The sequence below is a fragment of the Pseudomonas sp. PGPPP4 genome (assembly GCF_002256045.1).
GTDB classification, from domain to species: Bacteria; Pseudomonadota; Gammaproteobacteria; order Pseudomonadales; family Pseudomonadaceae; genus Chryseomonas; species Chryseomonas oryzihabitans.
Window position 1 is genome coordinate 301,669 of record NZ_NKID01000005.1, and the last position, 25,503, is coordinate 327,171.

General features: G+C 66.3%; 20 protein-coding genes and 3 pseudogenes. 13 read left to right on the plus strand and 10 right to left on the minus strand.

Going from position 1 to position 25,503, the window contains the following annotated elements:
- Window positions 1–4: 4 nt before the first annotated feature.
- On the minus strand, window positions 5–793 hold the full coding sequence (gene xth / locus CFE50_RS12150; protein WP_286733802.1) for an exodeoxyribonuclease III: 789 nt from the start codon (window positions 791–793) through the stop codon (window positions 5–7).
- A gap of 442 nt (window positions 794–1,235) precedes the next feature.
- Between xth and CFE50_RS12155 the strand changes: the two genes are divergently transcribed.
- A complete protein-coding gene (locus tag CFE50_RS12155) occupies window positions 1,236–3,920 on the plus strand; it encodes a glycoside hydrolase family 5 protein (protein ID WP_286733804.1) in 2,685 nt (894 codons plus the stop codon).
- Between the two features lie 224 nt (window positions 3,921–4,144).
- Window positions 4,145–4,333, plus strand: a complete 189-nt coding sequence (locus CFE50_RS12160) for a hypothetical protein (RefSeq protein ID WP_007162785.1) — start codon at window positions 4,145–4,147, stop codon at window positions 4,331–4,333.
- Window positions 4,334–4,346: 13 nt separating this feature from the next.
- Here CFE50_RS12160 and CFE50_RS12165 read toward each other — a convergent pair whose 3' ends face one another.
- From CFE50_RS12165 to CFE50_RS12180, 4 genes are all read right to left on the minus strand, one after another.
- Entirely contained in the window at window positions 4,347–4,688 is a 342-nt protein-coding gene (locus CFE50_RS12165; RefSeq protein WP_027597627.1) for an FKBP-type peptidyl-prolyl cis-trans isomerase, read from the minus strand.
- A gap of 59 nt (window positions 4,689–4,747) precedes the next feature.
- Window positions 4,748–5,608 carry a pirin family protein gene (locus tag CFE50_RS12170; RefSeq protein WP_286733808.1) on the minus strand — a complete coding sequence of 287 codons (861 nt, stop codon included), beginning with the start codon at window positions 5,606–5,608 and terminating at the stop codon, window positions 4,748–4,750.
- Window positions 5,609–5,685: 77 nt separating this feature from the next.
- On the minus strand, window positions 5,686–6,771 hold the full coding sequence (locus CFE50_RS12175) for a sigma-54 interaction domain-containing protein (protein WP_286733810.1): 1,086 nt from the start codon (window positions 6,769–6,771) through the stop codon (window positions 5,686–5,688).
- Between the two features lie 10 nt (window positions 6,772–6,781).
- A complete protein-coding gene (locus CFE50_RS12180) occupies window positions 6,782–7,948 on the minus strand; it encodes an acyl-CoA dehydrogenase family protein (RefSeq protein ID WP_241810056.1) in 1,167 nt (388 codons plus the stop codon).
- A gap of 301 nt (window positions 7,949–8,249) precedes the next feature.
- Between CFE50_RS12180 and CFE50_RS22820 the strand changes: the two are divergent.
- Window positions 8,250–8,936: pseudogene (locus tag CFE50_RS22820) on the plus strand (PAS domain-containing protein); the annotation flags it as partial.
- A gap of 144 nt (window positions 8,937–9,080) precedes the next feature.
- Window positions 9,081–9,476 (plus strand): annotated as a pseudogene (locus tag CFE50_RS22825) (methyl-accepting chemotaxis protein); the annotation flags it as partial.
- A gap of 57 nt (window positions 9,477–9,533) precedes the next feature.
- Here CFE50_RS22825 and CFE50_RS12190 read toward each other — a convergent pair.
- Entirely contained in the window at window positions 9,534–10,778 is a 1,245-nt protein-coding gene (locus CFE50_RS12190) for an acyl-CoA dehydrogenase family protein (RefSeq protein WP_286733815.1), read from the minus strand.
- A 186-nt stretch (window positions 10,779–10,964) separates the two neighbouring features.
- Here CFE50_RS12190 and CFE50_RS12195 point away from each other — a divergent pair, with 186 nt between their 5' ends.
- From CFE50_RS12195 to CFE50_RS12205, 3 genes are all read left to right on the plus strand, one after another.
- Window positions 10,965–11,969 (plus strand): ribonuclease Z, encoded by a 1,005-nt coding sequence (locus tag CFE50_RS12195; protein ID WP_286733817.1) that lies wholly within the window; start codon window positions 10,965–10,967, stop codon window positions 11,967–11,969.
- A gap of 102 nt (window positions 11,970–12,071) precedes the next feature.
- The gene (locus tag CFE50_RS12200; RefSeq protein WP_241810060.1) at window positions 12,072–13,193 is read left to right on the plus strand and encodes a YncE family protein; all 1,122 of its coding nucleotides are present in this window, start codon (window positions 12,072–12,074) and stop codon (window positions 13,191–13,193) included.
- A 107-nt stretch (window positions 13,194–13,300) separates the two neighbouring features.
- Entirely contained in the window at window positions 13,301–13,771 is a 471-nt protein-coding gene (locus CFE50_RS12205) for an MEKHLA domain-containing protein (RefSeq protein ID WP_286733820.1), read from the plus strand.
- A gap of 278 nt (window positions 13,772–14,049) precedes the next feature.
- Here the strand turns inward: CFE50_RS12205 and CFE50_RS12210 are convergent, their stop codons facing one another.
- The 4 genes from CFE50_RS12210 to CFE50_RS12225 all read right to left on the minus strand — a co-directional run bounded on the left by CFE50_RS12210 (window position 14,050) and on the right by CFE50_RS12225 (window position 18,759).
- Window positions 14,050–14,718 (minus strand): LutC/YkgG family protein, encoded by a 669-nt coding sequence (locus tag CFE50_RS12210; RefSeq protein ID WP_286733822.1) that lies wholly within the window; start codon window positions 14,716–14,718, stop codon window positions 14,050–14,052.
- The gene (locus tag CFE50_RS12215; protein ID WP_286733823.1) at window positions 14,715–16,169 is read right to left on the minus strand and encodes a LutB/LldF family L-lactate oxidation iron-sulfur protein; all 1,455 of its coding nucleotides are present in this window, start codon (window positions 16,167–16,169) and stop codon (window positions 14,715–14,717) included. The genes CFE50_RS12210 and CFE50_RS12215 overlap by 4 nt, the downstream gene beginning before the upstream one ends.
- Entirely contained in the window at window positions 16,166–16,990 is an 825-nt protein-coding gene (locus CFE50_RS12220) for a (Fe-S)-binding protein (RefSeq protein WP_286733824.1), read from the minus strand. Before CFE50_RS12220 ends, CFE50_RS12215 begins: the two co-directional genes overlap by 4 nt.
- A 71-nt stretch (window positions 16,991–17,061) precedes the next feature.
- Complete coding sequence (locus tag CFE50_RS12225) at window positions 17,062–18,759, minus strand: lactate permease LctP family transporter (protein ID WP_286733826.1); 1,698 nt, start codon at window positions 18,757–18,759, stop codon at window positions 17,062–17,064.
- Window positions 18,760–18,980: 221 nt separating this feature from the next.
- On the opposite strand from CFE50_RS12225, the gene CFE50_RS12230 reads away from it, so the two are divergent.
- From CFE50_RS12230 to CFE50_RS22830, 6 genes and pseudogenes are all read left to right on the plus strand, one after another.
- Window positions 18,981–19,748: an FCD domain-containing protein gene (locus CFE50_RS12230; RefSeq protein ID WP_286733829.1), complete on the plus strand. Its 768-nt coding sequence runs from the start codon at window positions 18,981–18,983 to the stop codon at window positions 19,746–19,748.
- A 565-nt stretch (window positions 19,749–20,313) separates the two neighbouring features.
- Window positions 20,314–21,063 (plus strand): methyl-accepting chemotaxis protein, encoded by a 750-nt coding sequence (locus CFE50_RS12235; protein WP_241809660.1) that lies wholly within the window; start codon window positions 20,314–20,316, stop codon window positions 21,061–21,063.
- 11 nt (window positions 21,064–21,074) lie between these two features.
- Window positions 21,075–21,446 carry a response regulator gene (locus tag CFE50_RS12240; protein WP_007162125.1) on the plus strand — a complete coding sequence of 124 codons (372 nt, stop codon included), beginning with the start codon at window positions 21,075–21,077 and terminating at the stop codon, window positions 21,444–21,446.
- Between the two features lie 20 nt (window positions 21,447–21,466).
- Window positions 21,467–21,772, plus strand: a complete 306-nt coding sequence (locus CFE50_RS12245) for an STAS domain-containing protein (protein WP_286733837.1) — start codon at window positions 21,467–21,469, stop codon at window positions 21,770–21,772.
- A complete protein-coding gene (locus CFE50_RS12250; protein WP_286733840.1) occupies window positions 21,769–23,940 on the plus strand; it encodes a chemotaxis protein CheA in 2,172 nt (723 codons plus the stop codon). Before CFE50_RS12245 ends, CFE50_RS12250 begins: the two co-directional genes overlap by 4 nt.
- A gap of 20 nt (window positions 23,941–23,960) precedes the next feature.
- Window positions 23,961–25,484: pseudogene (locus CFE50_RS22830) on the plus strand (MCP four helix bundle domain-containing protein); the annotation flags it as partial.
- Window positions 25,485–25,503: the final 19 nt, after the last annotated feature.

Below are 25,503 nucleotides of genomic sequence, written 5' to 3' on the forward strand. Positions count from 1 at the left end.
GCCTTCAGCCAGGCGCCTTGAAGCGGATCCAGGTCGGCGCATGGTCGCTGGTCTTTTCCAGGTCGCGTACCCAGCGATGCACCCCGGCTTCCTGCAAGGATTCCTGCAGCGCCGGACTCAGCAACAGATGATCGATACGCAGCCCGGCGTTGCGCTGCCAGCGTTGGCGGAAATAGTCCCAGTAGGTGTAGATCGCCTCATCCGGATGGCAGGCGCGCAAGGCGTCCAGCCAGCCCTGGTCCAGCAGCCGTTGGAAGCAGGTGCGACTCTCGGGTTGCAGCAGGGCGTCCTTGCGCCAGGATTTCGGGTCGTAGATGTCATGGTCGGTCGGTACCACGTTGTAGTCGCCTGCCAGCACCACGGGATGCCCACTCGCCATCAGTCCCTGGGCATGCTCGATGAAGCGCTCGAACCAGGCCAGCTTGTAATCGAACTTGGGGCCCGGCCAGGGATTGCCGTTGGGTAGATAGAGGCTGGCGACGACCACGCCCTTCACCGCGGCTTCCAGATAGCGGCGCTGCGGATCGTCGGTCATTCCCGGTAGGCCCCGGCGAACCTCCAGTGGCTGGTCATCGCGCGCCAGGATGGCGACCCCGTTCCAGGAGGGCTGGCCGTCCCAGAGCGCACCGTAGCCCGCAGCTTCCAGTTCCGCCTGCGGGAAGTCGGCGGACTTAGCCTTCAGTTCCTGCAGGCAGACGATTTCGGGCTGCTCCCGCGCCAGCCACTGCAGGAGGATGGGCAACCGGGCACGAATGCCGTTGACGTTATAGGTCGCGAGGGTTAGGGAGGTCATGACGGACTCCGGAAGCGGTTATAGCCATGACCCGAACGAGATAAGGGCAGTTCCTCAGCCATATTTTTGTGATCTGTTTCACGTTAATTTGCGACTTACTTTTTTTGGCACCTTCGGGAACTTTTGGTCGGTTGTCGGGTTGTTCCGGAAATAAATTTGACGGCGGACTTGAATCGGCGCGCTGATGATTAGTGGTGAATGGATTCACCCATCGGAGCCGATGAACGGTAGTTATAGAAAAGCCTTTAAAATCAAAAGCTTTTTAAACTTACCAATGATGTCTAAATAGTGGCCATAGTTAGGCACTATGAAGTTGGCATGTGGCTTGTATAGCTGGACATGCCTGGAGGCAACGTCGCGCTTGGCAACATGGCGCGACTCTTCTCTCACTTCATATCGGCCAGTGTTCAGGGAGCGGGCTGTCGATTTAGCGCAGTTGGTGATGATGAATCCATCCTTCCTGAAGTTTTCCCGCAGAGCAGCCCAGGTGCTGCCCTTCGTTGCCGCCCTGACCCTGGCTACCGGTGCCAAGGCCGAGCAGGTCAATCTGGTCGGCCTGAACCTGTCCGGCGCCGGTTTCGCTGGCCAGGTACTACCGGGCGTCAACGGCACCCACTACATCTTTCCCGTCGAGGCCTACTTCAAGCAGTGGAGCGGCAAGGGCATCAAGCTGATCCGCTTCCCGATCATCTGGGAGCGCCTGCAACCAGTGCTGGGCGGCCCGCTGGACCCGACCTATGCGGCGCTGGTGGACCAGACCTTCGCCAATGCGCAGAAATACGGCATGCGCATCATCCTCGATCTGCACAACTACACCTTCTATCGCGGATCGGTGATCGGCAGCGCAGCGGTTCCCTATGACCGCTACCAGGAGATCATGACCCGGATCGCCCAGCGCTGGAGCAGTCAGCCCTCGCTGTACGCCTACGACATCATGAACGAGCCCCACGATTCCATGGCCCAGTGGCCGATCGCCGCCCAGTACGGGATCAACGGGGTTCGCGCGGTCGACAAGACCAAGCCGATCATGATCGAAGGCAACGGCTGGTCGGAAGCGACCCGCTGGCCGCTGTGGAACGACTCCCTGCTGGCGCTCAAGGATCCGTCCGACAACCTGATCTTCCAGGCGCATTCCTATTTCGATGAAAGCGCCGGCGGCAACTACACCGGCATCGATGTCGGCAAGCTGAGCCAGGACTATGGCGTGGAGCGGGTCCGTCCCTTCGTCGAGTGGCTGAAGAAGAACAAGAAGAAGGGCATGATCGGCGAATTCGGCGTGCCGGATAACGATCCCCGCTGGCTGCCGCTGATGGACCGCATGCTGGCCTATCTCAAGCAGAACTGCATTCCCGCCACCTACTGGGCCGCCGGCCCGGGTTGGGGCAACTATTTCCTGTCGGTAGAGCCGATCAATGGCGTCGACCGGCCGCAGTGGCCGACCCTGAAGAAGTACATCGATGACAGCAGCTGCACCGCCATCGGCCCGCTGGCCAGTGGGTCCGGCAGCACGCCAGCCAGCGGTACCGGTGCCACGGGCGGCTCCAGCGGCTCCACCGGCAGCAGCGGTGGCTCCACCAGCGGCAATACCGGCTCGAACAACGGTGGCAGCTCGGGCACCGGCGCCTCCGCGGGCACCGGCAACACCGGCGGCTCGACCACGACCGGGGTGACCACCTCGATCAACGATTTCACCAACGAGGACTGGCTGCACGGCGTCTATCGCAAGGCGGCCGGCTTCTCCATTCCGGCGTCGGCGGCCAACGTGGGCGCCTTCAAGGTGGGCGCGCAGATCACGCCGGCCGATGGCAAGAGTTACAAGGTGACCTATGCCCAGGTCGTCGGCAGCAACATGAGTGTCTTCATCGAGAGTCCGCAGCTCGATGGCAATGCCTACGGCTATCCCAAGACCCTGAAGACCGGGACCACCACCTCCGGCACGTCGACGACGGTGCCGGGGACCACGACGGGCTCTACGGGCAGCACCGGCAGCACCGGCAGCGCCAGTTCGGGCAGCAACTCGGGCAGTGCGACGCCGGCCGTGACGACGCCAGTGGCCGAGGTGAAGCCTGCGACCGGCAGCGGCAGCACGGGCTCCTCGGGTGCCACCACGCCCGCCACCGGTTCGACGACCACACCCACGGGATCGACCGGCACGCCCGCCAACAGCGCCAAGCTCAACCTGGTGGGGCTGAATTTCTCGGGTGCCGCCTTTGCACCCCAGACGCTGCCCGGGGTTCTCAACGTCAACTACATCATGCCGGGCGAGGCGAATTTCCAGCAGTGGAGCGCCAAGGGCGTGCGGCTCATCCGCTTCCCGGTGATCTGGGAGCGCCTGCAGACCCGCTTCTTCGGTAGCCTGGAAGGAGCCTACACCCAGCAGGTCACCCAGGTGCTGGAGCTGGCCAAGAAGTACAACATGAAGGTGATCCTGGCGCTGGACAACGGCGGCCGCTACAAGGGCACCCTGATCGGCACCGGTACCGTCACCAACTTCAACTACTGGGATCTGATGTACCGCCTGGCCTACCAGTGGGGCAACCATGCCGCGCTCTATGGCTATGACATCATGGGCAAGCCCAATGGCGCCGACAGCAGCTGGCCGGTGACGGCCCAGTCCGGCATCGACGGCGTCCGCACCATGGACCGCACCCACCCGGTGATCGTCCAGGGCAATGCCTGGGGTAGCGCGGCCAACTGGCCCGGGGTGAGCAATGCCTTGCTCAATCTGAAGGATCCGGCCAACAACATCGTCTACGCGGCCAACGTCTACCTCGACGAGGACGGCAGTGGCACCTATGCCACCCAGAATCCGAGCACCATCGATCCGCAGGTCGGGGTCAATCGGGTCAAGCCCTTCGTCGAATGGCTCAAGCGCAATGGCAAGCGGGGCATGATCGCCGAGTTCGGCGTACCCGCAGGCGACAGCCGCTGGCTGACCGCCACCGACAATATGCTGGCCTATCTGCAGCAGAACTGCATGCCGCTGACCTACTGGGCGGCAGGTCCCGGCTGGGGTGCTTCCGCGCTGGCGGTGGAGCCGGTCAACGGCGTGGAGCGTCCGCAGTGGCCGACGCTGAAGAAATATGTCGATGCCAGCAACAGCTGCACGGCGGTAGGCCCGCGCTAGTTTTCGCTGCGGCTGTCCTGAGGGCGACGAACCTGCCCGGGTTCGTCGCCTTTTTTCTTGACCGCTCGGTGAGGAAAGACACGCCTTTCACGCCTGACCAGGACGCATTCGCGAGACGAAACGGCTCTGTGGCGGCGGTTTGAGGGACGACGAACGGCTATAGCTTGACTTGTCAGGGCACGGTTAGAGTCCATTTGACACCCCAAGCACAAGGAGTAGGTGCCATGACGCAAACCACCCAGGAGCGGCTGCAGACTCTCGAGGAGCAGATCCGCAGTCATCGACAGGACCTCGCCCGGAGCCGACAGCGCTTTCAGGAGCAATTCGTCATCTACACCCGCCAGTTCGCCCGGCTGAGCGTGCTCGAAGCCCAGCTCGAGTTGGTGCGCCGCAATACCAAGACGCCGAGCTAGAGTCGGCCAGGCCTCAATCGTCGCGTGTCAGGACTTCCAGCAATTCGATTTCAAACCTCAGGTTGGCATGTGGCTTGATCAGCGCTCCGACCTGGCGTTCGCCATAGGCGAGCGCCGCCGGTACCTCCAGGCGCCGCTTGCCGCCGACCCGCATGCCCATCAGGCCTTGATCCCAGCCCTTGATCACCCGCCCGGTGCCGATGACGCACTGGAAGGGCCGTCCCTTGGCGCGGGAGGAATCGAACAGGGTGCCGTCGTCCAGCCAGCCTTCGTAGTGGGTGGTGATCAGGGCGCCCTTGACCACCGCCTTGCCGTCGCCCACCACCAGATCCTCGATCCGCAATTCGTCACTCATCGCCAAGCTCCAGGCAAAAGCTAGATTCTAGTCTGGGCGCGGCGTCCTGGCGGGGCGACTCACTCCGGTACGTCACCGAACAGACCGGCCTGGTAGTCGCGGATCGCCTGACGGATCTCCTCGGCGCTGTTCATCACGAAGGGGCCGTGGGCGACGATGGGCTCGGCGAAGGGCGCCGCATGGCCATAGAGCAGCACGGCGCCGTCGCGACTGCCGATGTCGATGTGGTCGCCGTCATCGGCGAATTTGAACAGCTGCCACGGCGCTTCGTCCTGGCCGGCGATCTGCACGGTGCCGCGCACGCCATAGCAGAACACCGTGGTACCCGCGGGGGCGGGCAGGGTGACGCGGCCACCCGGGGCGATCTCGACGGTCATCAGGGTGATGGGTGTCGGGGTGGCCACGGCGCCCTGGATACCCTCATGGCTGCCCGATGCCAGGTGCAGGCGTACCCGGCCGCTATCGGCCTCGATCAGGGGCATGTCCGTGGCGGAAACGCCGTGGTAGGCCGGCGGGGTGAACTTGAGGCGGGCGGGGAGATTGACCCACAGCTGCAGGATCTCCAGGTCGCCGCCGTCGCGCTTGAAGGCGGCGGGCGAGAGTTCGGCATGCACCAGGCCGCTGCCCGCGGTCATCCACTGGATGCCCCCGGCTTCGATGACGCTCTCATGGCCGCCGCTATCACGATGGGCCAGCGAGCCGGAGAGGATGAAGGTCACCGTCTCGAAGCCGCGATGGGGATGAGGACCAAAGGGCAGGCCGCCATTGTGCGGTGGATAGATCTGGGGACCGTGGTGATTGAGGAACAGGAAGGGGTCCAGATGGGGCAGGCCGGGGCCGGGTAGCGGTCGCCGGGTCTGGAGGTCGCCGATGTCGTCACGCCGGGCGGGATGGCGGTGCAGCAGGGTACGGGCGGTCATGCGCAGGCCTCGCGGAGCAAAACCCCAGTGTAAGGCGCCCCGCGGCCTGTCGGTACCCCGCCGGGTAGGACCACCCCTCAGATGGAGAAGCGGACCTCGCGTTCCGGCCGGGGCGCGAGCGGCCGGCGGTGATTGACCACCAGTTCGCCGATACGGATCAGGTGGGCGCGGGTGACGTTGCGGCTCAGCCCCAGCAGGCGGGCGGTGTGGACCTGATTGCGATGGCAGAAGCGGTAGGCGGCGCGGACCAGGGCATCTTCGACGCGCTCGTGCAGGGCCTCCGGTTGCTCTTCGAACAACTGGGCGAAGGCGTCGGTCAGCAGGCTGTCCACCGGCGCCGCCTCGGTCGGGCGCGGCGCCGCCGGGACCAGGCTGGGACGCTGGACGAACGACAGGTCACCGGCATCCAGCAGGCCCTGGGGCTTGAGCAGCAGGGCGTGCTGCAGGGTGTTCTCCAGTTCGCGGATATTGCCCGGCCAGGGGTGCTCCAGCAGGCGCCGTTCGGCCGCGGGACTCAGGGACACCGGAGCCTGGGCATAGGCGTGGAGGAAGTGCCGGGCCAGCGGCAGGATATCGCCCTGGCGCTGGCGCAACGGCAACAGCGGCAGGCTGACCACATTGAGGCGGTACCAGAGGTCTTCGCGAAAGGTGCCTTCGGCCACCGCCCGCTCCAGCGGGACGTTGGTGGCGGCGATGATCCGCACGTTCAGCGGCACGCTGCGGCGAGAGCCCAGTCGCACCACCTCGCGCTCCTGCAGGACGCGCAGCAGCTTCACCTGTACCGACAGCGGCAGGTCGCCGATCTCGTCGAGAAACAGGGTGCCGCCGTTGGCCTCCTCGAACCAGCCGGCGCGCGCGGCCAGGGCGCCGGTGAAGGCGCCCTTTTCATGACCGAACAACTCCGCCTCGACCAGGCTCTCGGCGAAGGCGCCGCAATTGACGGCGACGAAGGGGCCGGCATGGCGGTGACTCAGCGCATGGATATGTTGGGCGATCAGTTCCTTGCCGGTACCGGTTTCGCCGATCACCAGCACGCTGGCCTCGCTCGGGGCGATCTTTTCCAGGTGGGCGAGCAGGTCGCGCGACTTGGGGTCGGCGAACACCTGGGCCGTTGCCCGGTAGCGGGGCACCTCGGGTGTACGCGTCAGGGTCAGCAGGGTCATCGCGGGCTCCTCAGGAGTAGAAACTGGGGGTGGGCAGGGTGTCGTTGAGGGCCCAGTCGCCCAGCTCGTGCAGCTTGTAATCGACCGGATCGTGCAGGGTCTGGGTGCGCAGGTTGCGCCAGTAGCGATCCAGGCGCAGGGCACCGGCAGTGGCGCGGGCCCCGCCGACCTCGAACAGGCGGCTGGCGAGATCGAGGCCATGACGACTGGCGGCGACCTTGGCCGTGGCGATGGCGATGGCCAGTTCGCCCCGGGCCGCGGCGGTCAGCGCCGTGCCCTGCTGCCAGGCCTGGGCGAAGGCGCCGTTGGCGCGCTCCACCAGCAGCCGGCTGCTTTCCAGGGCCACCCAGAATTCTCCGTAGTGGCGCAGGATGTAGGGGTCTTCGCTGGCGCTGGCCGCTGTGGACTTGAACCAGGGGCGGGCCTGGGTGGTGGTGTAGCGGCGCGCCTCGGCGAAGGCGCCTTCGGCCAGGCCGAGAAAGATGTTGGCGAAGATCAGCTGGGCCAGCAGCGGCCGCAGGCAGGCGAAGGGGGTGCTCAGCGGACCGGGATCGAGCAGCCATTCCTGGTGTTCGACCCGTACCCCGTCGAAGCGCGCGCTGCCGCTGTCGGTCTGACGCTGGCCGTTGTTGTCCCAGTCGTCGAACAACTGGATGCCGGCACGGCCGGTGGGTACCACGGCGATCAGCAGGCGTCCGCTGTCATCGTTTTCCAGCGCAGAAAGCAGCAACAGATCCGAATCCAGGGCGCCACTGCAAAAGCTCTTCTGGCCATCCACCTGCCAGGCATCGCCGCTGCGGCGGGCGAGGGTACGGCGATCCAGGGGATTGAGGGCATTGCCCCAGAACAGGCCATCGCGCGCGGTGCCCTCCAGCCAGGGTCGCCACTGCGCGGGCTGGCCGAACAGCTGGGCGGTGGCCAGCAGCAGGTGATGGAAGCCGAAGACGTGGGCCAGGGAGCTGTCGACCCGGGCCAGTCGCCGCACCGCCTCCAGCGTCTGATCCCAGGAGGCGCCGAGGCCGCCCAGTTCCGTGGGAATGCTCAGGGCCAGGAGGCCGCTCTGGCGCAGGGCATCGCGCTCGGCCTTGGGCGTGCCGCCCTGACGATCGCGTTCCGCCGCGGTGGCGGCGAAGCGCTCCAGCAGGGGAGTGAGGGGGGCCAGCAGGGAATCGGACATGGGGGACTCTTGCGGTGGAGAGAGCAGACAGGCGTTAGAACGTAATGCCGGCCAAACCCTGAGTTGAAATATTTTTTTGTTATTAGTTAATGGCCCGCCGCCATCCATCTTTTATTCCGGACGTCTGGTCATTGTCCTGCGGACGGCATTAAAGGCCTGACTAATCCCGGTCGATACAGCGGTAACCTAATCTCCCAAGCAGGGGCGTGTCATGTTCAACAAAGGCCTAAAACAAGAACTGCAGCGCCTCCGCGAGCAGGTGGACTCCTTTAAGCGGCTGAAGGCCGAGCTCGACGTGGAAATGCTGGGCCTGGAACTGGATGGCCGCGGCTGCATCTCCGCGGTGAACGCCAACTTCGAAAAGGAGATGGGCGTGCGCGCCGCGGATTTGCTGGGACGCCCCCTGGCGGACCTCATTCCGGCGCACGTCCGCAACCAGGAATACAGCCGCCGACTGCAGCAGGCCCTGAGCCGCGGCGAGCCCTATAGCGGTGCCCTGCATCTCTTGCGTGGCGACGGTCAGGAAGCCTGGTTGCGCGGCATCCTGCACCCCTTCCATGACAGCCAGGGCCAAGTGACGCGCTTCCGACTGTTCTGCAACAACCTGACGCGAACCATCGAGACCTCGCGCGAGCACGAAAGCCTGCTCAAGGCGCTGCGCCGTTCCACGGCGGTCATCGAGTTCAACCTCCAGGGCGAGGTGCTTGATGCCAACGACAGATTCCTGCAGGCCATGGGTTATTCCCTGGCGCAGATCAAGGGCAAGCACCACCGGCTGTTCTGCGAGTCGGCCGAGGCCAATTCCGAGGCCTACGAGCAATTCTGGGCGCGCCTGCGTCGTGGCGAATTCGTCGTGGATCGCTTCAAGCGCCTGGATGCCCAGGGCCGCGACGTCTGGCTGGAAGCCTCCTACAACCCGGTGATCGATGCCCATGACCGGCTGTACAAGGTGGTCAAGTTCGCCACCGTGATCACCGATCAGGTCCAGCAGGAGCAGGCTGTGTCCGAAGCCGCCAGCGTGGCCTTCGAGACCTCCCGGCACACCGACGACACGGCCCGCAAGGGCGCGGCGGTGGCGCAGCAGACGGTGGAGGTGATGCGTGCCCTGGCCACCCAGATGCAGGAGGCGGTAAAGGGCATCGAGGCGCTGGACAACCAATCCCAGGTGATCGGCACCATCATCAAGACCATCAGCGGCATCGCCGAACAGACCAACCTGCTGGCGCTCAACGCGGCCATCGAGGCGGCCCGGGCTGGCGAGCAGGGTCGTGGTTTCGCCGTGGTGGCCGATGAGGTCAGGCAGCTGGCGTCGCGCACCAGCAAGGCGACCGAGGAGATCGTCGGCGTGGTGCAGCAGAACCAGCAACTGGCCGGCGAGGCGGTGACGGTGATCGAGAACGGTCGGCGCCAGGCCGAGCAGGGCCTGGAACTGGCGGGGCAGGCCGGCCAGGTGATCGTGGAGATCCAGGACGGCGCCCAGCGAGTGGTCGGCGCCGTGGGGCGTTTCGCCCGCCAGCTGTCGAACTGATCCAGCGCGCTGAATGCACAACGGCAACCCCAGGGTTGCCGTTGTGCATTCTGGTGGTCAGCCCTGCTTGCTGCCGCCGCCGATCTGCCAGACGAAGGGCGGTTCGCTGCCGTCGATCTCCCAGGCGCCGACGATGCGCTCCTTGTAGATCAGCGGATTGTGCGAGGCGGCGGTACGGGCGTTGCGCCAGTGTCGATCGAGCCCCTTGCGGGTGCTGGTGGCCGACGCGCCCAGGGCATTGAACAGGTCGCTGGTGGCCCGCAGCACCAGCTCGGCGACCGCCGACTGCGCCTGGGCCGATTCCAGCTCCGCCGCCACGTTGGCCCTGTGCTCGGCGGCGGCATCCCCGGCATAGCGGGCCTCGAAGGCGGCCTGGGCCGCCGCGGCGGCGGCCAGGGTCGCGGCTTCGGCGGCATAGACGAAGGCCGAGGCCTTGCCCACCACCTGCTGCACCTGGGGATCGGCACTGGCCGCGCTGGCATTGCCATGGCTGTAGACCCGCGTGCGCCCGCGCACTTCGCCGGCGAATTCGCGCACCGCCGCCTGGCCGCTACCGGTGATCACAGCCAGCAGCACCAGCTGGTAGAAGGCGGTCTGGTATTTGAAGCGGGTGGCGAAGTCGATGAGATTCTCGGGCGCCACCCGCACGTCCTCGAACACCGAGGTGCCGCTGGCGGTGGTGCGCTGGCCGAAGCCGTCCCAGTCGTCGGACTGGCGCACGCCCGGCTGGTCGGTGCGGATGGCGGCGATGACGTCGCCGCCGGTGTCGTCGCGCTGGGCATAGACGTCGATCCAGTCGGCGAACAGGCTGCCGGTGCTGTAGTACTTGGTGCCGTTGAGGCGCCATTCGCCGTCCCGCTGGCTGACCCGGGTGATGACCTCGCCGAGCTTTACCGTGCCGATCTCGGTCCAGGCGTTGCCCACCAGGTCGCCGGCGACGAAGCGCTCGAACCAGACCCGCTGGGAGGTGCTGGCATGGGCGTTGAGGCGGTCCTCGACAAAGGCGAAGTGGCCGCGCAGGGCCTGGGGCAGATTGCTGTCGGCGGCCGCCAGCTCGATCAGCAGCCGAACCAGTTGCGGCAGGCTGGCACCGCTGCCGCCGAATTCCACCGGCACCCGAACGGCGCCGAAGCCGGCGTCCTTGAGCCAGGCGACGGGCGCATAGGGCAGGGTGCGGTTGCGTTCGCGTTCCAGGGCGCCTTCGGCGATGCGCGCAAAGAGCGGACGGAAGCGGGCGGCCAGTTGTTCGTAGTCGGGGCTGGGCGCAGGGCTGGGCGGCAGATGGCGAGCGGGCAGATTCATGGTGAGCCTCGGCGATTGGAAGGTCGACGCCAGAGGCTTTGCAAGAGCGCTGCCAGGGCCTGAAAGGCCGTTTTCTCGGGGGTTGCGGGCTCCGGGCTGCCTGGCCAGCAGCAGGAGTGCCTGGCCACTGTTGCCCGGGCGACAGTGGGGCGGCCGCGCTAGACTGAGCTTTTGCCCGGAGCCCCCATGGACCTCCTGTTTCTCGGCACCTCGGCCGGGGTGCCCACTCGGCGGCGGAATGTCTCGGCCCTGGCCCTGATCGAGGACCAGGGCAGGGGCTGGTTTCTCGTCGATTGCGGCGAGGCGACCCAGCACCAGCTGCTGCGTACCCCCTTGTCGGCCGCGGATCTGCGCGCCATCTGCATCACCCATGTCCATGGCGACCACTGCTATGGCCTGCCGGGCCTGTTGGCCAGCGCTGCCATGACCGGACGCAGCCAGCCGTTGGTGCTGATCGCGCCCCGGGCGGTAGCGGACTGGCTCGCCGCTACCCAGGCCCTGACCGCGCTGCACCTGCCCTTCGAGCTGCGCTTCCACGCCCTGGAAGACTTCACCGGCGTCTCTGTCGGAGCCTGGGATATCGACGCCTTCGCGCTTTCCCACCGGGTGCCCAGTCACGCCTTTCGCTTCCGCGAGGCCCGCCGACCGCAGCGCCTCGATCCCGCGGCCCTGGCGGCGGCCGGGGTGCCGCGTGGCCCGTTGTGGGGGCGGCTGCATGGCGGCGAGGATGTGCTGCACGAAGGCCGCCTGCTGCGCAGCGCCGACTTCCTGCAGGCGGCCCATGGCGAACGACGGCTGGTGGTGGCGGGGGACAACGACGCGCCCGCCTTGCTGACGGAAGCCTGCCGGGACGCTCAGCTGCTGGTCCATGAAGCCACCTATGCCCAGGCGCAGATCGACAAGACCGGGCAGAGCTGGGGCCACAGCAGTGCGGCGGGCGTCGCCCGTTTCGCCGAGGCGCAGGCGCTACCGGCCCTGCTGCTCACGCATTTCAGTCCGCGCTACCAGGCCGAGGCGGGGCGTTCGCCGTCCATCGACGACCTGCGCCAGGAGGCCGCGGCCTGTTACCACGGCAACCTGCAGCTGGCCGAGGATTTCGCGCGCTTTCGCCTGGATCCCCAGGGCCGGCTGAAAGCCCTGGACCAGAGCGGTGGGGCAGGGGCTGGCGACCGGCACCCGAGAGGAGTTTGAACGCTTTCGGTCTTGTCTGACCTTTGCGCCTTGGGCATAGTGCGAACGTTTATCATTCCAGGATCGATCCGATCCCTCGCACCTCGTCCCTAGGAGAAGCAAATGGCGGTGTCTTTCAACAAGGTCTCGACGCTGGGCGCCATGGCGCTGCTGTCCCTGGCAGTGGCAGCCTGTTCCAATCGCCCGGAGGCACCGACGCCACCGCCACCCGCGCCGGCGCCCGTCGCCGCGCAACCGGCCGCGCCCCAGGCACCGGCCGAACTCAAGCGCATCGAACTGGGCTATGGCGTCTATGAGCTGGCCTACAGCCCGGCCAAGCAGTCGGTTTATGCGGCGACCGCCCAGTTGACCAAGGGCGTCACCGGCGGGGTGATCTATCAGCTGGATCCGGCCACCCTGGCGATCACCGGCCAGATCCACACCGATCTGAAGAACTTCGCCCTGACCACCGATGCCAGCGGCGAGACGCTGTTCGTCACCAATTCCCTGGACGGCGGTCTCAGCCGTATCGACCTGCGCACCGGCAAGGTGGAGAAGCGGCTGAAATTCAACGAGATGGGCCGTGACGGCCATCCGGTCAATCCGCGCCAGGTCATCCTCCACGACGGCATGCTGTACGTCGGCGGGGTCGGCGATCCGGGCGTGATCTGGGTGGTGGACGCCAAGACCCTGACTCTCAAGGCGCGCATTCCCAATGCCGGCAAGTGGGTGACCGGCCTGCTGTACTCCGAGGACACCGGGCGCCTCTATGCGGCCAACGGCAGCGGCGAAGTGCTGGTGATCAATCCGCGCACCCGCAAGATCGAGCACCGCTGGACGCCGGGCGATGGCGGCAAGTACCTCTTGCTGAACCTGGCCGAGGATCGCGCGAACCACCAGCTGTTCGTGACCGACAACTCCGAAGCCAAGACCGTGCTGGTCTTCGATCTCCGCAGCGGCAAGGTGATCAAGCGCCTGCCGGTGGGCGACGCCCTGGCCATCAAGCTCAACACCACCCGTAACGAGCTGTACATCACCCAGCGCGAGACCGGTCGGCTGCTGATCCTCGACGCCACCACCTATGCCGAGAAGAAGGCCTACGACCTCAAGCCCAATCCCAACAGCCTGCTGGTCAGCCCGGATGGCCAGACGCTGTATGCGACGGTGAAGACGCCCTTCGACAAGGAATACATGAACACCGCGCCGGAAAGCGTGGTGCGCATCGACCTCTCCGCGGTGAAGTAAATCGCGCCGCCTGGGCTGCCGCAGCGTCCTGCTGCGGTGGCCACGGGCTTCCCAAGTCCGCCGGCTTGCTCTTGAATGCGGGAGTCCCCCACCCAGGAGCCGCCGCCTTGTCCGCCACCGATCTCAGCCTGCTGCCACTGCTGGACGCCTCCTACCGTCTCTGGCTCGGCCAGCCGCTGCCGCGTCCTGCCGGCTTGCCTGAGGCCGACGTCCCCACCTGGCTGCATGAGCGGGCACCCTATGCCCTGCTGGCCCACGGTACCGAAAGCGATCCGCTGTTCTGCTACGCCAACCGGCAGGCGCTGAGCTGCTTTGGCTATCCCCGCGCCCAATTCATCGGCCTGCCTTCGCGTTACAGCGCCTCGCCTAGGGACCGGGACGAGCGTCAGCGCCTGATGGAGGCGTTAGGGCGCCAGGGCCATGCCTCAGGCTACGAAGGCTGGCGGGTCGACAAGGCGGGGAAGGCCTTCCAGATCCATGCGGGTGTGGTGTGGAATCTGGTCGATGCCGAAGGTACGCGGCGGGGACAGGCGGCGCTGTTCTGGCCGGACCCGCAGCGGATCGGGCAGCTGGCGTGAGGCCGGATGGTTGGGCTCGGCTGCGCGCGGAAGATCAAATTCGTGGACAAGGCTGCGCCGTTGTCCACCCTACGCATGCCTCCACCGTAGGGTGGAAAACCGCGTAGCGTTTTCCACGCGTGGTTAACTGCCCCCTCTCCCTTGGGGAGAGGGTTGGGGTGAGGGTCGTTGCGCTCCGGCGACAACTGTTGGGCTTCGCTGCGCTCAACCCAACCTACGCAGTGAACCGGACCGCCCCCTCCCCCTTGGGGAGAGGGCTGGGGTGAGGGCGCAAAGCCTCATTCATCCTCGACGATCAGTACCACCAGATCCTTGGGCCCATGGGCGCCATAGGCCAGCACCTGCTCGATATCGGCCGTCTTCGACGGACCCGAGATCAGCAGGGCGTTGGTTGGCATGCCGTCCTGCCAGCGGTGCCGTTGCTGCAACTCGTAGAAGTTGTCCACCACGGTGCTGGCCCTGAGCAGGGCGATGTGCAGCGGAGGCACCAGGCTCATCAGGCGCGGCTCCTGGCGATCCGGCCAGAGCACCAGGCTGCCGGTGGCGGCCAGGGCGCCCAGGGTGCCGGTGAGGCTGGCCGGGGTGTCGTTGAACAGCTCGGCCTTCCATTCTTCCACGGGGCGATCATAGGCCTTCCAGCGCGGTGAGCCGTCGCCCTGCCAGCGCTCCACCAGGCGCGCGCCGTGGGGCGTGCCGGGGGCGATCAGTAGTTGGTCCAGGCCCCGTTCGGCCAGGACGCGCTCGACCAATGCCGGCCAGTCCGCCGTGGTGGTCAGGTGGGTTTCGGTGTGCACCGTCTCCATCAGGGTGCGCAGGCGGGCGACGCGTTCTTCGGGCGGATAGCGCCAGGGTTCGGTCACCAGGGCTTCGTCGAAATTGTCCGCCAGCGGCTGGGTGCCCTGCAGACTGCCGCGCAGCTTGGCGAGGATGTTGTCGCGGGCGCTCATGGGCGTTTCTCCAGGTGTTCGCGGGCCAGTTCGTGCAGCGAGCGGGCTGCCGGCCTGGGCGCGCTGTGGTGCTCTGTCCAGGGGCCGAGCTGGCCGGGGGTGAAGCGGCCGAAGCGGGTGGCCAGGTAGCTGAAGCCGCGATAGAGCAGCGGCGAGGTGTAGAGGTTCTGCCAGGCATGCCAGGTCCAGCGCTCCCGGGCGGAGAACTTGCTGCCCTGGCCGCGCAGCAGGTGCGGCTCGGCGTCGGGAGCCTTGACGTTTTCCTCGCGCAGGCGCCGCAAGAGTGCCGGAATCGGGATCTTGACCGGACAGACTTCACCGCAGGCGCCGCACAGCGAGGAGGCGCTGGGGTGATCGGGCGCGCGCTCCAGACCGACCAGGTGCGGGGTGATGATGGCGCCGATGGGACCGGGATAGACCTCGCCATAGGCGTGGCCGCCGATGCGGGTATAGACCGGGCAGTGGTTCATGCAGGCGCCGCAGCGGATGCAGTTGAGGGTCTGGCGCAATTCGCTGTCGGCGAAGGCCTGGCTGCGGCCGTTATCCAGCAGCACCAGGTGCACCTCGCGCGGGCCGTCCAGTTCCTCGGCCTTGCGCGGACCGGAGATCATGTTGACGTAGGTGGTGATCGGCTGGCCCAGGGCGGAGCGGGTCAGCAGCGACAGCAGCGGCACCACGTCGCGCAGATTCTCCACCACCTTCTCGATGCCGGTCACGGCGATGTGCACCGGCGGCACCGTGGTGGACATCCGCCCGTTGCCCTCGTTTTCCACCAGCAGCAGGGTGCCGGTCTCGGCCACGGCGAAGTTGACCCCGGAGATGCCGATGTCGGCCTCGAAGAATTTCTGCCGCAGCACCCGCCGACCGGTCTGGATGAGTTCGTCGACGTCGGTGGTGTAGGGCTCGGCCAGGTGCTCGTGGAAGAGGGTGCCCACCTGCTGCCGGTTGAGGTGGATGGCCGGCATGATGATGTGCGACGGCTTCTCGCCGGCGAGCTGGATGATGTACTCGCCCATGTCCGATTCCAGGCAGTCGATGCCCTGGGCGCCGAGGACGTGGTTCATGTCCATCTCTTCGCTGACCATGGACTTGCCCTTGATCAGCAGTTTGGCCGCATGGCGCTCGGCGATCTGCTGGACGATGGCGTTGGCCTCGGCGGTGGTCTCGGCCCAGTGCACCTGGACGCCATTGCGCGTCAGGTTGGCCTCCAGGCGTTCCAGCAGCTCCGGCAGCTTGGACAGCGCCCGGGCGCGGGTGCGATTGCCCAGTTCGCGCAGCCGCTCGCGCTCGTCGGCATCGCTCATGCTGGCCAGGCGCTTGGTCATCAGCGAATCCATGGCCGTGCGGAAGTTGCGCCTGAGCTGGTCGTCGCCCAGGGCCTGCCGCGCACGGGTCCTGAAGGGAGGCGCTTCGCTGAGGTCGGTGAGGGGGATCTTCAGCATCTCGTTCATGCGGCACCTCCGATACGGCGCCAGAGAAAGCTCGCCAGGTGTTCGCCACGCAGGGCGGCGCGCTGCTTTTCCAGGGCGCCGTTGATGTTCATCAGGCATCCGCAGTCGGCGGTGAGCACCTGGGCCGCGCCGCTGTCCTGCAGGGCACGGATCTTGTCCGCCACCATGGCGCCGGAGATGTCCGGCATCCGCACCGAGAAGGTGCCGCCAAAACCGCAGCATTCGCTTTCGTGATCATGGTCGACGCGCTCCACGGCCTTTAGCTGGCCGAGCAGGGCGCGGCCGTGCAGATGGGTCTGCATTTCGCGGCGGGCGCTGCAGGAGGTGTGCAGCGCCACCTTGGTCGGGGCGCCGCGATCCTGGTAGTCGACCTGGCAGACGTGCAGCAGGAATTCCGCCAGTTCGTAGGTGCGCTCGGCCAGATCCTGCACCCGACGCAGGGTCTCGGGTTCGTCGGCGAACAGCTCGGCATAGTGATGACGCAACATGCCGGCGCAGGAGCCGGAAGGCACCACCACCGGCCAGGGCTCGGCGAACAGCGCCAGTTGGGTGCGGGCCACGGCGCGGGCCTCCTCGGTGTAGCCCGAGGTGTAGGCCGGCTGGCCGCAGCAACTCTGCGCCTGGGGAAAATGCACGCGCAGGCCTTCGCGCTCCAGCAGGCGGATGCTGTCCATGCCGGCTTCGGGATAGAAGAGGTCCACCACGCAGGTGCCGAACAGATAGACCTGGGTCGGCTTCTGCTGCGGATAGGTCCGCGGCGGCGCCAGCGGTGGCGCGGTGCGGGTGGCGTTGGGGGCGGCGTTGTGGAAGAGGTCGTTCATCAGGCTACTCCGGGTTGGCCCGGTTAAAAGAAGACCGGCAGCGACCGGAGCCGCCGCCGGGAACCGCGCGATCAGTGCACCAGCATGCCGGTGAACACATAGGCTTGCGCCAGGGTGATCAACCCGACCAGCACGGCGAAGCCGATGCTGTGGCGCACGGTGAAGCGGAACAGGTCGGACTCCTTGCCCACCATGCCGGTGGCGGCGCAAGCCACGGCGATGGATTGCGGCGAGATCATCTTGCCGGTCACGCCGCCGGAGCTGTTGGCCGCCACCAGCAGGGTGTCGGAAACGCCGATCTGGTGCGCGGTGGTGGCCTGCAGCGAGCCGAACAGGGCGTTGGACGAGGTATCCGAACCGGTCAGGAACACCCCCAGCCAACCCAGCAGCGGCGAAAAGAAGGGAAACAGCGCGCCGGTGCCGGCCAGCAGCAGGGCCAGGGTGGTGGACATGCCCGAGTAGTTGACGACGAAGGCGAAGGCCAGCACCAGTCCGATGGACAGGATCGGCTTGCGCAATTCCACCAGGGTTTCCTTGAACACGCCCAGGGCGGTCGAGGGCTTGATGCGGAAGATGGCCATGGAGATCAGCGCCGCGATCAGGATGGCGGTGCCGGAGGCCGACAGCAGATCGAGCTTGTAGACCGCTGGCATGGGGGTCGGGGTCGCCACGATGGGCGCCGCCTTGATGACCAGTTTGTCCAGATAAGGCACTGGTACGTTGATTACCAAGGCATAGAGGGCGCCACCGCTGGCGAACAGTGCCTTGAAGGCCTTGGTGGTCCAGATGGTGACGATTACGGTCAGGATCAGGAACGGCGACCAGGCCTTGATCACGGTGCCCAGGGAATGCTCCGGCGGCAGCCGACCGCCGCTGCCGAAGCCGGTCCCACCGCCCAGCATGGCGGCGCCGCCACCGCTACCGACTACCGCTGTGGCACCCGCGGTGGCGTGCTGCGGCTGGCGCAGCTTGAGGTAGCCGGTGAGGGCGATCATGGCAGCCAGCGACGAGGTGATGTCGGGCAGTTCCGGGCCAAGGAAGTTGGAGGTCAGGTACTGGACCACGGCAAAGGTGCCACCGCAGATCAGCGCTGGTTTCCAGGTTTCCCGCAGGCCACGCATGCCATCCATCATGAACATCAGCCAAAGCGGTATCAGCAGCGCTAATAGCGGCAGCTGACGACCGGTCATAGCGCCGATCTTGAAAGCGTCGATGCCGGTCACCTGACCGGCGACGATGGTCGGGATGCCCAGGGCGCCGAAGGCTACCGGTGCGGTGTTGGCGATCAGGCACAGGCCCGCCGCTTTAAGTGGGTTATGCCCCAGGCCCACCAGCAGCGCGGCGGTGATGGCCACCGGCGCGCCGAAACCGGCCGCACCTTCCAGAAAGGCACCGAAGCAGAAGCCGATCAACAGTACCTGCAGACGCTGGTCATCGGTGATCGACAGCACCGAGCTGCGGATGATGTCGAACTGGCCGCTCTTGACCGTCAGCTTGTAGAGGAATACCGCCGTGACGATGATCCAGGCGATGGGCCAGAGACCGTAGAGGAAACCGTAGCCGGCCGAGGCCAGCGCCTTGTCCACCGGCATGCGGTAGACGAACAGGGCGATGAGCAGGGCGATCGCCAGGGTGATGGCGCCCGCCACATGGCCCTTGAGTCTCAGACCGGCGAGCGCGACGAAGAAGAACAGAATGGGCAAAGCGGCGACGAAGGCCGAAAGGCCCAGGCTGCCAAGGGGGAGATAGATCTGTTGCCAGGTATCCATCGGGTGCTCCTTGATTGTTTTTGTAGGGAGGCGGCAGGACGGGGTTGCACAAGGTCGCGGCCTGTGGCAAAAATTGGTAAGACCAATTTACAAGAGCGACTTCACGCACGTTAAGCGGGGTCTTTGCCTCTGTCAAACCCCTCGATGTGCGACTTTCGTCGGCCCATCCCTTCCGCCTGGCGGACGGCCGCTGCTGTCCACAGCATTTTTCGAGGTTTTTCATGGGGTTCGAACCGGTCAAGCAACGTCGTCTGTCCGACGACATCGTCAAGCACCTGGAAGCGCTGATCGCCGAAGGCTCGCTGCGCCCTGGCGAGCGTCTGCCGGCCGAGCGGGTGCTGGCCGAGCGCTTCGGGGTGTCGCGACCGTCGCTGCGCGAAGCCATCCAGAAGCTGATCGCGCGCGGTCTGCTGCTGAGCCGGCAGGGCGGCGGTACCTACGTCACCGAGGCGCTCAACAGCGCCTTCACCGATCCCCTGCTGCCGCTGCTGGAAAGCCGCGAGGAAACCCGCCGCGATCTGCTGGAATTTCGCCACACCCTGGAAAGCGCCTGTGCCTACTACGCCGCCCAGCGCGCCACGGAGCCGGACCTGGCGCGGCTGACCCTGGCCTGGGAGCGCCTGGAGGACTGCTACCGCTGGCGCGAGACCCTGACCCGGGAAGAGGAGGGCGAGGCCGATGCGGCCTTTCACCTGGCCATCGCCGAGGCCAGTCATAACGCCGTCTACCTGCACAGCATCCGCAGCCTGTTCGAATTGCTGCGCCATCACATGGTGACCAACATCGGCGGAATGCACGCCCAACGGGGTGAGACCCGCGAGCGGCTGCTGGAGCAGCACCGAGCGCTGTACCAGGCGATCGTCGCCGGGGAAGCGGAAAAGGCACGCGAGGCGGCGAGCCGCCATCTGGGCTATGTCAGAGAGGTTTTGGAGGAGGCCGGCGCCATGGCAGGCCGTCTAGCACGGGCGAAACGGCGGGATGAGCTCTAGGTAAATCTGGCGGAAAACACTGTAGTGGCACTATGCTATGGCAATAAGTTATCTGTCCGTGGCTAAAGTTTAGCGTTCTAGAGCTGATAACCCGGTCACACCTTCCCGCCTTCGCTGGCGTCTAGACCGGTACATTCCTGTGGAACACGCCTCTTCTTCGCCCTCGCTCGTCGACCTTACATTCACCCCTGCATTGCTCGGTGCCTGCGGTACCGGTGCGATCCTGTACACGGGCGGCGTGACGTCGACCACCTTGACTCTGAGTGCTATTCAGGTGGTGCTGGCCGCCGGCCTGGGTTTCTGGCAGGTGCGTCGTGCCCAGGCGCGTCAGGCCGAGCGTTCCGCTGGACAGGCCGTGAGCCAGAGTCCCGCCAGCGGGCGGGACGAGGCCCTCGAAGCCCTGTGCGTGGCGGTACTGCCGGTGTGGTCCGAGCAGATCGAAGCGGCGCGCGCCCATACCGAGCAGGAAATCGTCAGTTTGACCAGTCGCTTCGCCGAACTGGCTGGCCGCATCCATAGCGTCGCCGGCTCCGATCAAGGCAGTGGTGATCGCTTGGTCAATCTGATGGCCAGCAGCCAGAACCAGCTGGATGGCATCCTGCAATCGCTGCGCGAGGCGCTGTCGAGCAAGGGCGCGCTGCTCAACGAGATCAATGGCCTGGCCGGCCTGACCGAACAGCTCAAGAGCATGGCCAAGGACGTTGGCGACGTGGCGCGTCAGACCAACCTGCTGGCGCTCAACGCCGCCATCGAAGCCGCCCGTGCTGGCGAAGCCGGGCGCGGTTTCGCGGTGGTTGCCGATGAGGTCCGCAAGCTCTCCACCCTGTCCGGCGATACCGGGCAGAAGATCGGCGAAACCGTGGAAACGGTGAACGGCGCCATCGCCCGCACCCTGGAGCTGTCGCAGCTCCATGCCGAACGCGACACCGGCACCCTGAATCAGTCCGGCGAGACCATCGAACAGGTCATCGGCGCCTTTGGCGGCACCACCCGCGACGTGGTCGAGCGCAGCGACGCTCTGGCCGAGAACGCCACTGCCGTCGGTGGCGCCATCGCCGAGGTACTGGTCGCCCTGCAATTCCAGGATCGCGTCAGCCAGATGCTTGGCCACATCCGTGACGACCAGGCCCGCCTCGAGCGCCTGGTGATCGACCGTCGCGCCCTGGCCGCCAGTGGTCAGCCGCTGCCGACCCTCGACACCCGCGGCTGGCTCGCCGATCTGGCCCGCACCTACACCATGGCCGAGCAGGTCGCCGTGCACCACGGCAAGCGACCGGCCGCCGCCCCCGCCGACTCCGATATCACGTTCTTTTAAGGAAAGCTGTCATGAGCAACAAGACCATTCTGATCGTCGACGACTCCATCTCCATCCGCCAGGTGGTGTCCATGACCCTGAAAAGCGCGGGCTACGACGTCATCGAAGGCTGCGACGGCCGCGATGCCCTGACCAAGCTGGACGGTCGCAAGGTGCACCTGATCATCAGCGACGTGAACATGCCCAACATGGACGGCATCACCTTCGTCACCGCGGCGAAAAAGCTGCCGGCTTACAAGTTCACCCCGGTGATCATGCTCACCACCGAATCCGATGCCGCCAAGAAGGCCGCCGGCCAGGCCGCCGGCGCCAAGGCCTGGATGGTCAAGCCGTTCCAGCCCGCGCAGATGCTGGCGGCGGTTTCCAAACTGATCATGCCCTGATGGCCCTGGAGGCTGCCCCCATGAACGATGTCGTTCGTACCCGCTTGCCCCTCACCGGGCCGCTGACCATCTACACCGCGGCCGACAGCAAGCCGCTGCTGATGGAGCCCCTGACCGCCGGGGTCACCGTGGCGCTGGAGCTGGCCGAGGTCGATGAATTCGACTCCGCCGGTCTGCAGCTGCTGCTGCTGGCCCACCGGGAGGCGCAGCGTCTGGGCGGTAGCCTCGAACTGGTCGACCCCAGCCCCGCCGTTACCGAGTTGCTCGAGCTGGCAGGTCTGACCGACTTCTTTACCGCGGCCGCCGCGGAAGGTGTTGCCGCATGAACATGGACGAGATCCTCAAGACATTCATCGCCGAGAGCGAGGAATTGCTGCAGCAGATGGAAGCCGCGCTGTTGCAGATCGAGCAGGCGCCGGATGACGTCGAGCTGATCAATGCCATCTTTCGCGCCGCCCACACCATCAAGGGTTCGGCCGGGCTGTTCGGTCTGGACCATGTGGTGGCCTTCACCCATGTCGCTGAAAGCGTGCTCGACCGCATCCGCAGCAATGAGCTGGCTTTCGACGAGACCCTGTCGGCGCTCTTCCTGGAGGTTTGCGACCACCTCAACGGCCTGATTGCCCGGGTGTCTTCCGGCAGCGAGCCGGAGCCCGACTTCCAGGCCGCCGGCGCCGTGCTGGTGCAGCGCCTGGAGCACTATCTGCAGCCGAGCGCCAAGGCCGCTCAGCCGGCTGCCGCCGCCCGTAGCCTGGTGGCGCCGGTCGACGGCGTGGCCGCCGGTCACTGGCACCTGTCGCTGCGCTTCGGTCCGGACATGCTGCGCAACGGCATGGATCCGCTGGCCTTCGTGCGCTACCTCAACACCTTTGGTCGCATCGTCAACATCGTCACCCTGACCGATGCCATTCCGGCCGCGGCCGACATGGATCCGGAGACCTGCTACCTGGGCTTCGAGGTCGCCTTCGACAGCGACGCCGACAAGGAGACCATCGAGGCCGCTTTCGAATTCGTCCGCGAAGACAGTCAGATCCGCATCCTGCCGCCGCACAGCCGCAGCAGCGACTACTGCCAGCTGATCGACGACCTGGCCGAAGAAGATCTGCGCCTGGGCGAGATCCTGGTGCGCTGCGGCACCCTGACCGCTACCGAACTGGAAGAGGTGCTGCGCCGCCAGGCCGATCCGGCGACGCCGCGCCAGCCCATCGGCGAAGCCCTGGTGGAAGCCCAGCTGGTCAATCCGCCGGTGGTGGATGCGGCCTTGAACAAGCAGCGCAAGATCAAGGAGCAGCGCGCGCCGGCGGGCGAAGGCCAACTGATCCGCATCGATGCGACCAAGCTCGACCAGTTGATCGACCTCATTGGCGAGTTGATCATCGCCGGGGCCGGGACCCAGCTGATCGCCCAGCAGAGTGGCCTGGCGGCTCTGGTGGAATCCACCGGGGTGCTGTCGCGCCTGGTGGAAGAGGTGCGCGACACCGCCCTGACCCTGCGCATGGTGCAGATCGGTACCACCTTCAACCGCTTCCAGCGCGTGGTCCGCGACGTCTCCAAGGAGATCGGCAAGGACATCGCCCTGCGCATCAGCGGCGGCGAGACCGAGCTGGACAAGACCGTGGTGGAAAAGATCGGCGATCCGCTGACCCACCTGATCCGCAACGCCATGGACCACGGCATCGAGTCCGCCGAGTTGCGCCTGGCGCGTGGCAAGCCGGCCCAGGGCACCGTGGGGCTGAACGCCTACCACGAGGCGAGCAGCATCGTGATCGAGGTCACCGACGACGGCGGCGGTCTGTCGCGCGAGCGCATCCTGCGCAAGGCGACCGAGCGCGGCCTGATCACCGAAGGCCAGGTGCTGGCCGACAAGGACGTGTTCAACCTGATCTTCGAACCGGGTTTCTCCACCGCCGAGCAGATCAGCAACCTGTCCGGTCGCGGCGTCGGCATGGACGTGGTGAAAAAGAACATCACCGCCCTGCGCGGCAGCGTCGACCTGACCAGCGAGGAGGGCCGCGGCACCACCGTGACCATCCGCCTGCCGCTGACCCTGGCGATCATCGACGGCTTCCTCATCGGCGTCGGCAAGGCCACCTATGTGGTGCCCCTGGAGGCGGTGGAGGAGTGCATCGAGTTGACCGAGGCGGCCAGTGTCCAGGCCAACGGCAACGACTACCTCGACCTGCGCGGTGAGGTGCTGCCGGTGCTGCGCCTGCGCCAGCTCTTCGCCATCGAGGAAGCGCCGCCGCGGCGGCAGAACGTGGTGGTGGTGCGCTATGCCGGCCAGCGCGCCGGTCTGGTGGTCGATCAGCTGCTCGGCGAATTCCAGACCGTGATCAAGCCGCTCGGTCCGCTGTTCGGCCACAACCGCAGCCTTGGCGGTTTCACCATCCTGGGTACCGGCGCCGTGGCGCTGATCCTCAACGTGCCCGGCCTGGTTGGCGAGGCCGCGTCCACCGGCGCCGCTGCGCCGGCTCACATTCCCGCGCTGACCTGACCGACAAGGATTTAGAATCCATGACCGTTACCAAACGCATGTCCCTGCTGGTCCTCTCCGCGCTGCTGGGGATCATTCTCCTGGCAGGGCTGGCCTACTATCAATTGCACCAGGTCTTCGAGCGAGCCAATTTCGGCAACAACGATACCGTGCCGGCTATTTTGGGCATCGACGCCATCGACGCCCATTCCGCCGACGTCATCACCAATATCTATCGCCACCTCGCCGCCGACGGCGAAGCCGCCACCCGGCAGGCCGAAAAGGAACTCACTGAATCCCAGCGGCTGACCGACGAGGCGCTCAAGGCCTACGAGGGGCAGATCTCCGACGACACCGACAAGCGTCTGTGGGAAGACGACAAGCAGGCGATCGCCGCGCTCAACCAGCTCGCCGCCAAGGTGATCCCGCTGTCGCGCGCCAGCCTGGATGACGAGGTCAAGCGGCTGCTGGGCGAAAACCAGGAGACCATCACCCATGTCGGGGATGTCCTCGACGCCCATCGTCTCTACAACCAGAAGCTGGGAGCCGAGCAGTCCAACCTGGCGGAGGGCACCCTCACTCAGGCCACGCTGCTGTCGGTCGGCATCTCCCTGGCCACCCTGCTGCTGATCGGCCTGCTCGGCTTCTTCATCACCCGCAACCTGCTGCGCCAGCTCGGCGGCGAGCCGGCCGAGGTGGCTAAGGTCGCCAACCGCACCGCCGCAGGCGACCTGCCTGACGATCTGCAACTGCGCGCCGGAGACGACTCCAGCCTGATGGCCGCCATGCAGCGCATGGTGGTGACCCTGCGCGGCCTGGTGCAGGAGATGAGCACCATGGCCCGCGAGCACGATCGCGGCGAGACCGAGGCCCGCATTCCGCTGGAGCGCTTCCAGGGCACCTTCCGCAACGTCGCCGAAGGCGTCAACGCCATGGTCGCCGGCCACCTCAGCGATTCGGCCAAGGCCATGGCCTGCGTCAAGCGTTTTGGCGAGGGCGATCTGGCCGCGCCGCTGGAGCGTTTCCCCGGCAAGAAGGCGGTGATCAACGACAACCTGGAACAGGTTCGCGACAACATCCAGCTGCTGGTGGCGGAGATGGTGCAGCTATCCGCCGCCCATGATCGCGGCGATACCGATGCCCGCATCCCCGTCGAGCGCTTCCAGGGCACCTTCCGTGGCATGGCCGAAGGCGTCAACGCCATGGTCGCCGGCCACCTCAGCGATTCCGCCAAGGCCATGGCCTGCGTCAAGCGCTTTGGCGAAGGCGATCTGTCGGTGGCGCTGGAGCGCTTCCCTGGCCAGAAGGCGGTGATCAACGACAACCTCGAACAGGTCCGCGGCAACATCCAGCGCCTGGTCGAAGACGCCAATCAGCTCAGCCAGGCGGCCATGGCCGGGCGTCTCGACACCCGCGCCGATGCCAGCGCCCACCAGGGCGACTTCCGCCGCATCGTCGCCGGTATCAATGGCACCCTGGACGCCATCGTCGCCCCGGTCAACGAAGCCATGGGCGTCATGGCCGGGCTGGCCCAGGGCGATCTGAGCCGCACCGTGCGTGGTGACTACCAGGGCCAGCTGCTGG